Annotated in this window: 9 protein-coding genes; 7 read left to right on the plus strand and 2 right to left on the minus strand. The window is 60.8% G+C overall.

The window, feature by feature from the left end; translation table 11 throughout:
- Positions 1 to 17 precede the first annotated feature (17 nt).
- Positions 18 to 4,259 (plus strand): hybrid sensor histidine kinase/response regulator transcription factor, encoded by a 4,242-nt coding sequence (locus tag DRW39_RS20390; RefSeq protein WP_157976266.1) that lies wholly within the window; start codon positions 18 to 20, stop codon positions 4,257 to 4,259.
- On the opposite strand, the gene DRW39_RS20395 is transcribed toward DRW39_RS20390, so the two are convergent.
- On the minus strand, positions 4,256 to 6,634 hold the full coding sequence (locus tag DRW39_RS20395; protein ID WP_198664965.1) for a DUF5060 domain-containing protein: 2,379 nt from the start codon (positions 6,632 to 6,634) through the stop codon (positions 4,256 to 4,258). The two genes, DRW39_RS20390 and DRW39_RS20395, sit on opposite strands and share 4 nt — an antisense overlap.
- Before the next feature lie 186 nt (positions 6,635 to 6,820).
- Here DRW39_RS20395 and DRW39_RS20400 point away from each other — a divergent pair, with 186 nt between their 5' ends.
- The 6 genes from DRW39_RS20400 (at position 6,821) to DRW39_RS20425 (ending at position 13,213) form a co-directional block, all read left to right on the plus strand.
- Positions 6,821 to 8,050, plus strand: coding sequence for a hypothetical protein (locus DRW39_RS20400; protein ID WP_116108941.1), 1,230 nt, complete (start codon positions 6,821 to 6,823; stop codon positions 8,048 to 8,050).
- 127 nt (positions 8,051 to 8,177) lie between these two features.
- Positions 8,178 to 8,756 carry an RNA polymerase sigma factor gene (locus DRW39_RS20405; protein ID WP_157976267.1) on the plus strand — a complete coding sequence of 193 codons (579 nt, stop codon included), beginning with the start codon at positions 8,178 to 8,180 and terminating at the stop codon, positions 8,754 to 8,756.
- Complete coding sequence (locus DRW39_RS20410) at positions 8,749 to 10,113, plus strand: hypothetical protein (protein ID WP_116108943.1); 1,365 nt, start codon at positions 8,749 to 8,751, stop codon at positions 10,111 to 10,113. Before DRW39_RS20405 ends, DRW39_RS20410 begins: the two co-directional genes overlap by 8 nt.
- 892 nt (positions 10,114 to 11,005) lie before the next feature.
- On the plus strand, positions 11,006 to 11,668 hold the full coding sequence (locus DRW39_RS20415; protein WP_116108944.1) for a transposase: 663 nt from the start codon (positions 11,006 to 11,008) through the stop codon (positions 11,666 to 11,668).
- A gap of 193 nt (positions 11,669 to 11,861) precedes the next feature.
- A complete protein-coding gene (locus DRW39_RS20420; protein ID WP_116108945.1) occupies positions 11,862 to 12,767 on the plus strand; it encodes a nucleoside hydrolase in 906 nt (301 codons plus the stop codon).
- Positions 12,764 to 13,213, plus strand: coding sequence for a GNAT family N-acetyltransferase (locus tag DRW39_RS20425; RefSeq protein ID WP_116108946.1), 450 nt, complete (start codon positions 12,764 to 12,766; stop codon positions 13,211 to 13,213). Before DRW39_RS20420 ends, DRW39_RS20425 begins: the two co-directional genes overlap by 4 nt.
- Here the strand turns inward: DRW39_RS20425 and DRW39_RS20430 are convergent.
- Positions 13,210 to 14,001: an NUDIX hydrolase gene (locus tag DRW39_RS20430; RefSeq protein ID WP_198664966.1), complete on the minus strand. Its 792-nt coding sequence runs from the start codon at positions 13,999 to 14,001 to the stop codon at positions 13,210 to 13,212. The genes DRW39_RS20425 and DRW39_RS20430 overlap by 4 nt on opposite strands.
- Between the last annotated feature and the right edge of the window lie 11 nt (positions 14,002 to 14,012).

Genomic DNA, 14,012 nt, shown 5'->3' on the forward strand with positions numbered 1-14,012 from the left:
CTGCAAAACGTATCTGTTTGTTCCCACGCTTCCTTTTTCGATGTCTGCTGGCCGCCAGCCTCCTGTTACCGGGCCCCTTCGCGGCGCAACCGGGCGGATCGCCCATCATCGCCAGCTTTCCGGTGGATAATGTCCTTTCGCGTAGTTTCATCACCTGCCTGCTGGAGGATCACGGCGGGCACCTGTGGGTAGGCAGCTGGTCGGGACTGCTGCGCTACGACGGCCATACCATCCGCCACTACCAGCAGGGGCGAAATTTGGACAGCGGATTGGTCACCAATAAGATCACCACCCTCTACGAAGACCGCCAACAGCGACTGTGGATCGGTACCCACAATGGGGGCTTCTACCGCTACGACCGGGAACAGGACCGACTGATTCCCTACCGTCGCGATCCCGATACGGCGAACAGCCTCAACCACGACAACGTATCGGATATTCTCCAGGACCGATTCGGTTACCTGTGGATCGCTACCGAAAACGGGCTGAACCGCTTCGATCCGGATACCGAGGATTTTACCCTCTACCAGCACGTTCCCAACGACCGGCGTACGCTCATCCACAGCTTCATCACCAGCCTGCACGAAGAGGAAGACGGCACGCTCTGGATTGGTACCGACACGGGCCTGAACCGGCTCGTACGCCAGGCGGACGGTAGCCCGGACTACTTCGTGCAATACGACCTCTCGCAGGTTCCCACGGAACTGGCCGAAGGTGGCACGACCTTCCTGCGGCAAAATTTCACCCTGGCCATTAAGAGTGTCGTGGACTCGCCGGGACATCTCTGGCTGGGTACGAAACAGGGCTTGTTACGCTTTCGCCCCGATTCGACCGCCCCCGGCGGCTTTGCGCTGAAGCTCTACCATCACCTGCCCGATGACCCCCACAGCCTGACGACCGACGATGTCGCCAATATCTGGCAGGATCGTCCCGGCGAACTGTGGGTGGGTACGAACGACGGGCTGAACCGGATGGACGTGGCGACCGGTCGGTTCGAACGCATCCTGGCCAACCCTACCCAACCCGGCAACCTGAACGACAACGTGATCATCGCGCTGTACGGCGGTACGGGGGGCCGACTGTGGATCGGCACGGAGGGCGGACTGAACTACATCGACCGCCGGCCCCGGCAGTTCGCCACCATCAATCCGACCGCGACGGAGCAATCCAACGACCGGAACATCTCGGCCATGACCACCGCATCCCGGGGAAATGCCCTGTGGCTGACCACCCGGGGTGACGGCCTGCACTTTCAGTCCTTCGACCCCGCCACGGGCCGGCACCGGCCCGCGACGACCTTACGCCTGCGCATGCGGGACGGCGGGGGTAAGGCCGGATTCGCCTCGGGAATTCTGCGGGATCGCGACGGTAAACTGTGGATCGCCACCCAGGGGACGGGCCTGATCGGTTTCCGGGAGGAAGACCTGCTGGAGCGCGTACGTAAGGGAAAGCGGGTACAGGAGCTCACCGCCGCCCCCGTACCGGCCGCGGAGGGCACGCAACTTTACCTCATGTCCATCGCCGAAGGCAACAGCGGTATCTGGCTCGGGGCGTGGGACCGGGGGCTTTTTCGCTACGATGCGGATAGCAACCGGCTGATCAACTACCGCATGACGCGGGATCTGACCCTGGATCTGGCCGCCAGCAATAACGTGCACCTCCACCTGCGTACGGAAGGGGACGTGGAGTACCTGTACGTCGGAACCCGGGGCGAGGGCCTGCTCAAACTCCGCTACCGGGCGGGGGCGGGCGGCCTGGACCTGATCCGGCAGTACCGCTACGCGCCGGGGCGGGAACGTAGCCTGAGCAGTAACTTTATTAATAGCCTTTACACGGATTCCTCGGGAGCACTATGGGTTGCTACGGAGAACGGCCTTAACCGGCTGCGGGACGACGGCGGGGGATTTGACAATATCGATACCGCAGACGGGCTGGACAATGCCTTCGTACAGGCCATCACCCAGGACCGGAACGGCGATCTGTGGGTCAGCACCAAGCAGGGGCTTTCGCGGATCCACCTCACCGCGCGGGATACCTCGGTGAAGAACTTCGGAACCAACAACGGACTACAGGATCTATTCTTTTACGACGATGCCGCGGTCAATCTGCCGGGTGGGCAGCTCGCCTTCGGGGGATCGCTCGGGCTGAGCTACCTGCTTACCCCTGACCTGCTGACGGATACGGTGGCCCCGCAGGTAGCCATCAAAGATTTTCGGCTGGCCAACCAATCCGTACCGGTCGGCGAAATGCCCGACGGACGCACGATACTGACCCGAACTATCGGTGCGACAGAACGCGTGGAACTAAGCCACCGCGACAATATGATCTCCATCGAGTTCGTCGGACTCAAGATCGGCGAGAGCCCCTTTTTGCGGTATGCCTACCGTCTGCAGGGCTTCCACGACTGGATATACACCGACAGCGATGCCCGGGTGGCCCACTATACCAATCTGCAGCCCGGCAACTATACCTTTTCGGTGAAGGCGGCCAACAACGATGGCGCCTGGAGCGACCCGGTCAGCCTGGATCTGGTGATCCATCCCCCCTTCTGGAAAACCACCTGGGCCTATCTGCTGTACGTAGCGGCGGCGGCGGGCTTGCTTTTCCTGGTCATCCGCTTCGTCCAGATGCGGGCCGGGCTGCAACACCGCCTGCAGCTGGCGCGGGTAGAGCGGGAAAAGGCGGAGGAACTGAACGAGCTGAAGGTCCGCTTCTTCACCAATATCAGTCACGAGCTACGCACGCCGCTGACCCTTATCCTCAGTCCGCTGGAGCAATTATTGCGCGAGGAAAGCACGAACGGTCGCCTACATAAAACCTACGCCCGCATGTTACGTAATGCCGGACGGCTGCACCATATGATCAATCAGTTGCTGGACGTGCAGAAGAACGATGCGGGCTTGCTACGCCTGCGCGTGGCGGAGGGTAACCTGGTCCGTTTTTTGGAGGAGATCGTCCTGTCCTTCCAGAGCCTGGCAGACGAGCAGGGCGTGGCGCTCACCTCCACCACCGCGCGGCCCCGCGTGGTGCTCACCTACGACCGCGATCAGCTCGAAAAGGTCTTCTACAACATCCTTTCCAACGCGCTGAAATTCACCCCGGCGGGGGGGAGGGTGACCGTCCACCTCGAAGAGAGCACGGTAGCCGATACGGGCTTCGCGAAAGTCACCATCACCGACACCGGAAGGGGTATCGCCACCGAGCAGTTGCCCTATATCTTCGACCGCTTCTACCAGGCCGCGGATCACTACGGCACCGACGGGGGCACCGGCATCGGGCTGGCCCTAGCCAAAGCGATCACCGAAGCTCACGGAGGCAAGATCGAAGTGGAGAGCGAGCTGAATAAGGGGACGCGCATCACCGTCCTTCTACGGCTGGGGGACGCCCACTTCGCCCCCGGGCAGAAGATCGAAAACTTCCGCGACAGCGAAGACATCAGCCGCTACCTGGAGCTCGCCGCATCCGATGCCGAAGTGCAGGAAGGCCTCGTGCAGGCGCCGAGAAACGACGTCAAAGTGCTCGTCGTGGAGGACAACGAAGACATCCGGTCCTACCTGCGGGAAAACCTGGAAAAACGCTATACCGTACTGGAGGCCGAAAACGGAGCCGCGGGATTGCAACGGGCGGAGAGCGACCTTCCCGATCTCGTGCTCGCCGACATCACCATGCCCGAAATGAACGGTATCGAACTGTGCCGCCGGCTGAAAACCAACATTCACACCAGCCACATCCCCGTTATCCTGCTCACGGCCCGTACCTCCCTCCTGTTTAAGCTGGACGGGTTGCAAACGGGGGCGGATGACTACGTCACCAAGCCGTTCAATCTCCAATTGCTCCGGGCCCGGATCGAAAACCTGGTGAACAGCCGTCAACGCCTGCGGGAGCACTTCGGAAAGAATATTACCCTCAGCCCGAAGGGGGCCGTGCTGAATAACCTGGACGAGGATTTCCTCCGCAAGCTGCAGGAAACCGTGGAGGCGAACATCGATAACAGTTCCTTCGGGGTCGAGCAGCTGGCGGAGGCCGTCTTCATGAGCCGGATGCAACTGTACCGGAAAATTAAGGCGCTGACCGACGACACGCCGAACCAACTGATCCGCAGTTTTCGCTTACAGCGAGCGGTTCAACTACTGAAAACCGGACAGTACAACGTTGCCGACGTGACGTATATGGTCGGCTATAATGATCTCAAATCATTCCGCGCCCAGTTTAAGAAGGTATACGGAGTCAGTCCTTCGCACTACCTCCATCAGAATTAGCGGCCCACCCGCAGCGGGGCGGCGACCTGTATCCCTCCCTGGCTGACGGAAACCCAGTACATACCGGCCATCAGGTACTCGGGTAGACGGATACCGGTGTTGCCGATCACGTCGGTGTAGTAGGCCTGCAACCGGCCTACCCGGTCGTAGAGACGCACCTCCGCCGAGCGGGGGGAAGGCAAGTCAAGCCGGACGTTTTCCGACGGCAGTGCGGGATTGGGGTAGAGACGTAACGGATAGGGACCGGCCAGTGGGGAACGCACCGCGGTAGTCGGGCCGGCGGAAATGCGGAACGCCAGATCCCAGGCGAAATCCGGTACGCCGAAGATCAGCCCGTCCCTTCCGGCCGAGGCGGGTGCACTGTCGATGATCTGGCCGGTCAGGCAGTCGTACCAGTTCACCAGATAGTTTCCGGGTAGCATATCCGGGACCACGACCTCACCACCGGATACGGGCTCTGGCGGACCGTTGTTTTCGGCAATGAATTCGTGGTTGTAGCGGTGGTTAAACACCCAGCCGGCGGCGGTCTGCCCATCGATGGTGGTCAGAACGTAGGCGTCGACCCGTGAGCCCACCCTGCCCAGGGTGTAGGATTTGATGCTGATCCAGTCGGTCCCCGGATTATCGACCCGGATGGTATGGTGGCCGGCGGGGATCGCAACGGTGTACTTCTGATTGACGAGGGCGGCGGAGGTGAGGACCTGCTGTCCGTCAACGTAGATCGCCAGGCCGGGGGAGACTCCCGATTCATCGCCGGTGGAGACGGTGAAGTCCGCGGCGGCGGGAAAATCCGCCACGAAGATGGGCGGGGAGCGGTATTCGGTGTTGTAGGCGGAGCCGTACAGATAATAGCTGAGCCGCGGCGTAATCTGCTCCTCGGGCGAGATCTGCATGGTATCGTCGGCAATCGACGCCCAGCCCAGGGTGGGGGTGAGGATCACGTCGCCGGGGGCACCGCGCACATAGGCCTTAATGGGCGCCATATCCCCCTCCAGGAAGGGAACGGAAGCGGCCACGGTGGCCAGGCCTTTAAAGTGGGGATAGAGGTTCTGAGGGTGGATGTAGTTGTCCCACCACCAGCTCATGGCCGAGCCCGCCCCACCGCCGAATAGGCCCGCCCAAATGGAATTGTGGACGTAGCGTCCATCCGGATCGGTTTGTACCAGGTTGCGATCGACACCCAGTCCGAACTCGCCGACGAGAGTAGGCTTGGCAAAGGTATCCAGGTACCGACGAACCCCACCGACGAGTGCCCGCTCGATGTTGCCGCTGTTGACGTAGAAGTGGGTTTGGGTCAGGTCGATGTTCGGGTCTGACCAAACGTCGTCGCCGTGGGCTTCGTCGGCGAAGCTGGTGGTCACCAGGTGTCCGTAGGGATCGATCTCCTTGAGGTACCGGGCCATCTCAACGTGCCAGGCGGCTACGTCTTCGGTAATTTCCTCGTAACCGTCCGTCCAGCCGACCTCATTGAAAAGTTCCCAGGCCATGATGTTCCGGGAGTATCCCCAGCGGGCGACCACGTAGCGGAACCGGTTCTTGGCGTGGGCGATGGCGGTCGGGTCGGTAAAGAAGTCTTGGGTCCGGCTGATCGGCCCACCGTTGGCTACATTGTATGGATTGTCCTGCCAGGCCGGGTTGACCTGGGTGGACACCTGGCCGTGGTACTGCAGGCACAGCATGACGTACAGGCCGCGTTCGGCGGCGTAGTCGTAGAGCCAATCCTGGTAGCGGGCGTTGGTTTGCTTGTAGCGGCGGAGGCCCCCGAAACCGTCGTAGCCGGCCTTCCACTCCAGTCCGAGCCCCCAGTAGGCGTTCCAGAGGCGGAGGAAGTTGCCGCCGTTGTCGCTGAGGCCGTCGATCCATTTGCGGTAATCCCGCACCGCGTTGCCGTTCTGCCAGGCCATGTTTTCACCGATGGGAATGTACTGTCGGCCATCGTCGAAGTTCAGGTAGTTGGTTTCGTTGCGGCGTACGAAACCGCGGTTGAGGGGGCCGGTGTTAGCGCGGCAGGTAAAGGTACCGGTGACGGCTTCGCTCGTTCCGTTGCCGTCCTCCAGGGTGACGGCAAAGCTCCATTCCCCGACTTCCCCCGGCGAGAAACGAATACCGAAGTGGCCCGATTCCGCGGTGGGAGATAGGGTGCCGGTCGTGGCATCCAGGTCGAAGGGCTGGAAGAAAAAGCCGTCGACGGCAACCGTCTGACCGGAGGGCCCCGAAAAGGTAGCCCGCACGGCCACCTGGTCGTAATCGTAGGGGTTTTCAAAGCTCGCCCGGACGTGGACGGCCAGCTCGAACTTGCCGTAGCGCTCGACCTCCTCGGCTAGGGGAGTGAGCGAGTCGATAACGGGCCCGGACTGCGACGAAAGGGGGAGCAAGGGACACAACGTACAGACAAGGAAGCAAAAAAGAGAAAGACGCATGGGGGCTTCACTGATAGAAGGACAAGGTAGGCGGACAGGGGCCGGAACTTTCGTCCCCGCGCGTAACGGCGGGAGGGGGGGTCGGTAACATACCGCACGCCTGTCCTATATTGGGGAGGCCAGGCCCTCTATCCCCTAAACGTGTCTTCATCCATCACCGTCAGACCGACCCCCGATGCCCTGCTTTTCAGCCGGACGGTGGCCGTACCCTGGTCGCAAACCAACCTCGGGGCCGGGACCTTTCGCCTGCGGGAACGGGAAGAATTTTACTGGGCGATCGAAATGACGGCCTACGACCGGAATACGAAGACCCTGTATGCAAGGGTATCCGACTTCGAGGCCGACCCCGAGGATTTCCAGCCGGACCGGCCCGCCCGCGCACCGGTCGCGCGTATTGAATTCGCTCCGCTCGAGCGGGCAGCGTTCTGCAGCCAACTGAGCTACTACGAAGCGGGCCGGCTACCGCTCACGGCGGTCACGGACGAGCAACCTACCCTCCCACCGGTCACCATCGGTGGACCGGTGGAAGCCCCAAACCGGGTGGCCGGTCGGTCGCTGCGCTTTACCGTTCCCATCGATCAGCTTACGTTCGGGGACGGGTACGTGGCGGGCACGTACGCTTCAGCGGAGCTGCCGGACCTCCCCTTTCGGATCCCGAACGCGGCGATCGTCAAGGAATTCGATGCCATTCGCCCGTATTTCGCCCGGGCTCTACGACGCACGACGGCGGTCGTTACGGCGGAACTCCGCTTCGACCGGGGAGGCGAACCGCGACTCGCCCGGGTGGCCTCGGCGGAGGTCGCGCGTATCGACGAGCGCCTGATCGAGGTGTTGCGGGCCCGAACGCTCCGGCAATTTATCCGGCAGGACGACCCCGACAAACGACTTTTCACGCCCGAGGATCTCTGGGAGCGGTCGGCCGACGACGATCCGGTGCATGCGCTGCTCCCCCCACCGGGCCGGGAGCTACTGGAGGAAATTCTGCGGGACGGCTCCGTCCGCAACGCGCGCCAGCTGACCTACCTGGTCGACCGGCACGAGCGGGGACAGAAACTGCGCTTCGTGCTGAGCCCTAATTTCGGCTTCTTCTTTGTCATTCGCGGCGAGGGAATGCACCACTTTGTCCTGGAGTTGCTGGACAGTCACGCCACCTACGTTTGGAGCATTCCGCGGGAGGCCGGCACCCTGACCGATCACTTCGCCCTGGTCAGGCAGGAAGTCGAGCAACTCAATGCCACCGGCCGTCAGGCCTATCGCCGTGCGAATACGTTCGATTACACCTTTTGGTCGGTACGCCACGAGCAGGTTGGCTCGGACTTCGTGGATGGTTTTCCGCGTTGGCGGGCTCGGCTGGAGGAGGGGTTGGTGTGATCACGGGTGAATTTTCGTTACCGAGGCGTCCGCTAAAGGTTTCCGTTCGTCCTGCCTACGACCGGAAAAACTTTCCCCATCCGTGGTACCTCCACCCCGACCCGACTACATGATACCTAAACCCCATATGGCCTCGTACGAGATTCCGCCGCCGGAGCTGGCCGATCTCCTGCAGGGGTGCAGCCGCAACGAGGCGGGTGCCCAGCGCAGGTTGTACGAGCGGATGTATCCCTTCGCCCTGTCCGTAGCCCTGCACTACGCTACCGACCGTAGTGAGGCGGAGGAAATCACGCACGATGCCTTCCTGAAATTGTTCCGGGCTTTAGGGGACCAGCCGTTCGCCGGAAATTTCCACCTCTTTTTCCGGCGCATCATCGTCAACACCGGCATCGATTACTACCGGTCCCGCAAACGGCGGCGCTCGCTACTGGAGCGAATCATGCCCGCTACCCAGCCCTCCGTAGCGAACGAAGCGGTCAGGGATCTGGGACAGGAGGACGTCTTGTGCATCGTGCAGCGCCTCAGTCCGGGCTACCGGCTCGTATTCAATCTGTACGTGGTGGAGGGTTTCAGTCATCCCGAGATCTCCGAGCGGCTGGGCATCAGCGTCAGCACCTCCAAGAGTAATCTCGCGAAGGCCCGTCGTGCCCTGAGCAAAATCGTCGATCAATACTTCATCCCCGACAATCCATCCGACCGTGAGTAATCTCGAAGACCGTATCCGCGAAAGCCACCGGCGGACCTTCCCCGTCACGCCCCCGGAGGGCGGGTGGGAGCGCATCCACCAGGATTTGAACCGCCCCGAAAATGAGAACCGCCCGAAGTCCCTATTCGGTTGGGGATTTCTCAGCGGACTGCTGGCCGGCGGGCTGGCCGTATACCTACTACTGTCGATCAACGGCGGCTCCCCTTCCACGCCACCAATGGCCACCGCTCCCTGCCCGGAAGCTTCCGTCCCGGAGCGTACCACGCTGGCCGCAGCTGCCCAGAACGAAGAGCCCCCTACGGAGCATGTGGGTGGTGTCTTGAAAACGAGCCCACCTCCTGCCTCCCATGGTTACGCAGAACAAGAGGAAAAGACACCCGACCTGCGTGACGGAGCACCGCTATCTGCTGACTCCAAGCCGCTGGGCACGCTTCGTACATCTGAAGACCAGGCTGAGGAAAACTCGGAAGTAGTGCGTTCCACTAGCCCGCTGGACCCACGCCGGGTCACGCCCGCCGTTCCGACAGCCAGTATGCTTTATCCCGTCCAGCCGATCACCAGCCGCAGTAGCGTCAATTTCACCTCCCGTTTGCCGGTCCCGGCGATGTCTTTCACGCCGGCAACGGATACCCCGCAACCGGAAAGGAAGTGGACCTTTCATCGCGTACCGAAAGAGGTCCAGATGTCGCCGCGCTGGGAGGTGGGTGGCAGCCTGCTGGTCGTGCCTACACGACAGCGATACATCGCTTATGCCCTGGAGCAAGAACCGACGCAACCGAACCAGCAAATGAGAATAATCTCCTCCGGCAACGGGCCGGACACTCTGTACGTGGGCGGCATGACCGGATTCGCAAAGCAAACCTACGCGTTCAACTTCCGTAGTATTTTCCTGGAGGTAGGGCATCAATTTCCGAATGGCATCCGCCTGAGCGGTGGCTTGCTGGGAATAGTTTCCGGCACTGAAAACTACCAAAAGCTGTCCGGCGTCTTCGAAGAACTCCATGCCCCGAACGAAGCCACGCTGATCCGTACCCGGTCAGACCGCCGGCTGATCGGCACCCTCTCCATTCAGTACACTTTCTTCCGGCGGCGGCGATTCCGGGTATCCGCGGGCCTGGGCATCACCAGCTTTTTGAGCACCCGCGATGCCCAAACGTCATTCATTGCGTTGGGTGACGATCTTCCCTCCGGAAGTCAGACAAGCTTCCAGCATAATAACCTCCCATTCTTCCGCACCACCCCGCTTCCCTCGCTGCAGTTTCAATACCAGATCAGCCGGTACCTGTCGCTGACGGGCGATTTAATGCCGGGGCTGGGTATTGGGTTGCGGTACGGTATTGAGTCTTCGGCGGAATAGTATTCGGCCTGATAAATCCAGGTGGAGGACAATTAGGACGAAAAACTCGGGTGGAGGACCTCCAGGTCTGCCTTCCTTGACCTATACCCGATACGTTTTTTCCTCTCTCACACCGGAGGTGTTCGACCCGTGCCCATTCCGGTTAGGTCGCTGGCCGGTACTACGAGTATACTTGTAGGAGTGTCGGGACAATAACCTCGGGTCGAGGACTTCTGGCCCGGCTCTGATCACCCTAACCCGATACGTATTTCCCCACTCACACCGGAGGTGTTCGACCCGGGTTCGACCCGGCGAGCTAGCGGACCAAGATAGTTTGTGCACATCCGCAATGCTGTATCGCCATCGTGCACCCGGGGTGAGGCCCTCCGGTCCGACTATGCTCCACCACGTAGGAAATCGTTTCCCCCTCACGCTGGAGGTATTCGACCCGGGTCCGACTCGGCGAGCTAGCGGATCGGGGCGGTTTGTGCCAAACAGTAATGCTGCATCGCCATCGTGCACTCGGGGGGGAGGACCCCCGGTCCGACTATGCTCCACCTCATAGGAAATCGTTTCCCCCTCACACCGGAGGTGTTCGACCCGGGTCCGACTCAACGAGCTAGCGGATCAGTACAGTTTGTGCCCATCCGCAATGCTGCATCGCCATCGTGCACTCGGGCGGAGGACCTCCGGTCCGACTATGCTCTACCACGTAGGAAATCGTTCCCCGCTCACACCGGAGGTGTTCGACCCGTGTCCGACTCAACGAGCTAGCGGACCGGGACGGTTTGTGCACACTCACAGTTCTGCATCGCCATCGTGCACCCGGGGGGAGGCCCTCCGGTCCGACTACGCCCTATTTAACAAACATTTTGTTTATTATTGATCTATTTTTTCACCCACCAAGATTGCCATGCCCGGTAAACTTCCCCACGACCCCCTGGATCATCAAGTTTTTCACCTCACCTACCGGCTAGCCGGAAGTATTCCCCTGAGAAAAATACGGGCCATAAAAGAGCAGCGCGACCTCCTGCTGGAACAACTAGAACGAACGGTTGCCCAGGCGCCACCCCGCTGGCGGGCAGAAGTCGATCGCGCGGGCCGCTGGGAAATTCAGGCCAAGTACGAAATGCTGACGGACAAGGCACTGCACCAAACGCAACGGGGACCCTTCTACCTCCAACGGCCAGAGATCGCCAGATTGGTGTTAGACTCCTGGCAATACCTTCACCACCAAGAGGAAATCTTTTTGTGGGCGGTCTGTATTATGGGCAATCACGTACACACCGTACTCTCCAACGGCCCTTGCAAAGACGAAATTCCGTTCGGCAACATCGTTAAGCGACACAAAAATTTTACTGCACTGCAGGCAAATCGCCTGCTAAAGCGAACGGGAAAACCATTTTGGGCGGAGACCTACTTTGATCGCCGAATTCGGAGCGGCAAGTTTATGCGCGTGATGTGGTACGTGCTTAATAACCCGGTGAAAGCCGGTCTGGTCGCTCATTGGCAGGACTGGCCCGGTACTTGGGTGCACCCGGAATATCGGCCCATGTTTTCCGGTATTGCTGCCTGATCGCCATGCAGCAGGTGGAGAACCTTCGGTCCAACAAATCCTTCGAAACCCGATAGGCTTCCCCCGCTCACACCGGAGGTGTTCGACCCGGGTCCGACTCGGCGAGCAAGTGGGGCGGTACTGCGAATACGTGGTGGAGGACCTCCAGTTCCACGTATTACCTTGCAACACTCAACCGCACCCACCCCCGGATATGCGCCACCCACTCTTCCTCGTCCTGTTCACTGCTTACAGTCTACACGCCATCGCGCAATCCGAGGCTCCCGCCCCCTTCATCCTGGACGCCGATACCGCTAACGAGATCGACGACCTTTACGCCATCGCCTACCTCTTCGACGAGAATAGCGTGGACTGGGTAGGCTTAAATTCCGCCCAGTGGTTCCACCAGTATTCCGGCGACAGCACCGTTCACCAAAGCCAGCGGCTCAACGAGGAACTACTCGCCATTGCCGGCCGCACCGACCTCCCCCACCCCATCGGAGCCGACAGCATCATGGGCATGCCCTGGGGCGGCTACGAACCGCGCAATAGCCCGGCTGCGCAGTTCATTATCGAGCAGGCCAGGGCGGCGAGCGCAGGTAAAGAGAAACTCACGGTGATGTGCATCGGCGCGAGTACGAACCTGGCCTCAGCCATCGCGCTGGCCCCGGAGATCACCGAACACATCCGGGCCTACGTGCTCGGCTTTCAGTACGATACCGCCGGCGGCTTCTGGAATAAAGACGAATTCAATATCCGCCGCGACCTCAACGCGGCCAATTATCTGCTGAATGCCGAGGGACTGGAATTGCACGTTATGCCCACGTCCACGGCCGTGCAGTACCAGTTCGGGCGCGACAGCACCTTTGCCCGCCTCGACCAAAGCGGCCCCGTCGGCGAGTACCTGAAGCAACGCTGGGTGAATTTCGCGCCCGATGCCAAGCAATGGACGATGTGGGACGTGGCGCTCCTCCAGGCCTATCTGAAAACCGGGCAGGCCACTGAGATCCAGGTCACTACCCCGCCCGAAAACACCCTGCGGCAAATCTGGCTCTACACCGACATCGACGAAAAAGCCATGGCCCGCGATTTTTGGCAACGTTTACAAGGATACGAATGACCCTCCACCGCACCACCAACGACGACGATCGCTACCGGGCGCTGGTCCGGGAGCTCGACCGCTTCCTGACCGTAACCGACGGTGACGACCACGCCTTCTACGACCAATTTAATGGCTCGGACGACATCCCCTACGTCGTGGTGGGCGAGAAGAACGGAAAACCCGTAGCCTGCGGCGCGCTCAAACCTTACGACCCTACTACCCTCGAGGTCAAGCGGATGTACACCGCCGAGGGCTACCGCGGCCAGGGCATCGCCGTCGAGCTGCTGGAGGAACTGGAAAAGTGGGCCCGGGAGTTGGGCTATTCGCGGCTGGTCCTCGAAACGGGCAAACGACAAACGGCGGCGGTGCGGCTCTACGAAAAGTACGGCTTCACGCGCATGGCCGAGAATTACGGTCCCTACCGGACCATGGACAACAGTGTCTGCATGCAACGTACGCTTTAGGTAGCGGAATGGTGGCTACGGCATTTGTTGCGAGCGGGAAAACGGTAGAGGTAAGGAGCGCGGTTGGGAGCTCCCGTGAATTTCTTGGTTGTCCGCTCCAGTACGCCCATATCTAAGACCTTCTTCTGAAAGGCGGTGCGGGAGAATTGGCGGCCGAAGACGGTTTCGTACACCTGTCGCACCTCCTTCATGGTGAACTGCTCGGGCAGTAGATGAAAGGCAAGGTGGCGATCGTCAAAGTGGAGCCGGACGGTATCCAGGGCCGCGGCCACCATCTCGTTGTGGTCGAGGATGAGATCGGGCAGCTCATCTACCGCCACCCACTCGATCGCCGCGTCGATGGCCGTCCTGCGGGGCCGGACGCTGGACAGGTCAACGATAGCGTAGTAGCCGATGGACACGAACCGCTGATCGAGCCACTGCATGCGTTTGATCTCATCCGTGCTCCTTCCCTGCTTTCTGAGCATCAGACCGAGCAAGCGGTTGAAGAAGGGCTGCTCGATACGGTCCGGACTGCCGTACACCCGGAATTGCTCCAGGTAAAATGCGTCGATCCCCGTACGATGCTCTATTATCCTGCGCGCCGCCGCAGCAATGTCCTCCTCGCGGAGAAGGAAGCCGCTGGGCAGGAGGCGGATGTCTTCGGCAAGATCCAGTTTGGGAATGAGGACTTTCAGCGCTCGCTGGCTATACCCCAGGATCACGCAATCGATCGATAATTGCTGCAAATAGCGCTCGCCCCCGAGGTAGGGATCCAGGAAAGAGGGGGCGGGAGCGGGTTCTGACACGGACGATCGTC

Origin of the sequence: Lewinella sp. IMCC34191, assembly GCF_003390935.1 — a bacterium.
GTDB lineage: Bacteria > Bacteroidota > Bacteroidia > Chitinophagales > Saprospiraceae > Neolewinella.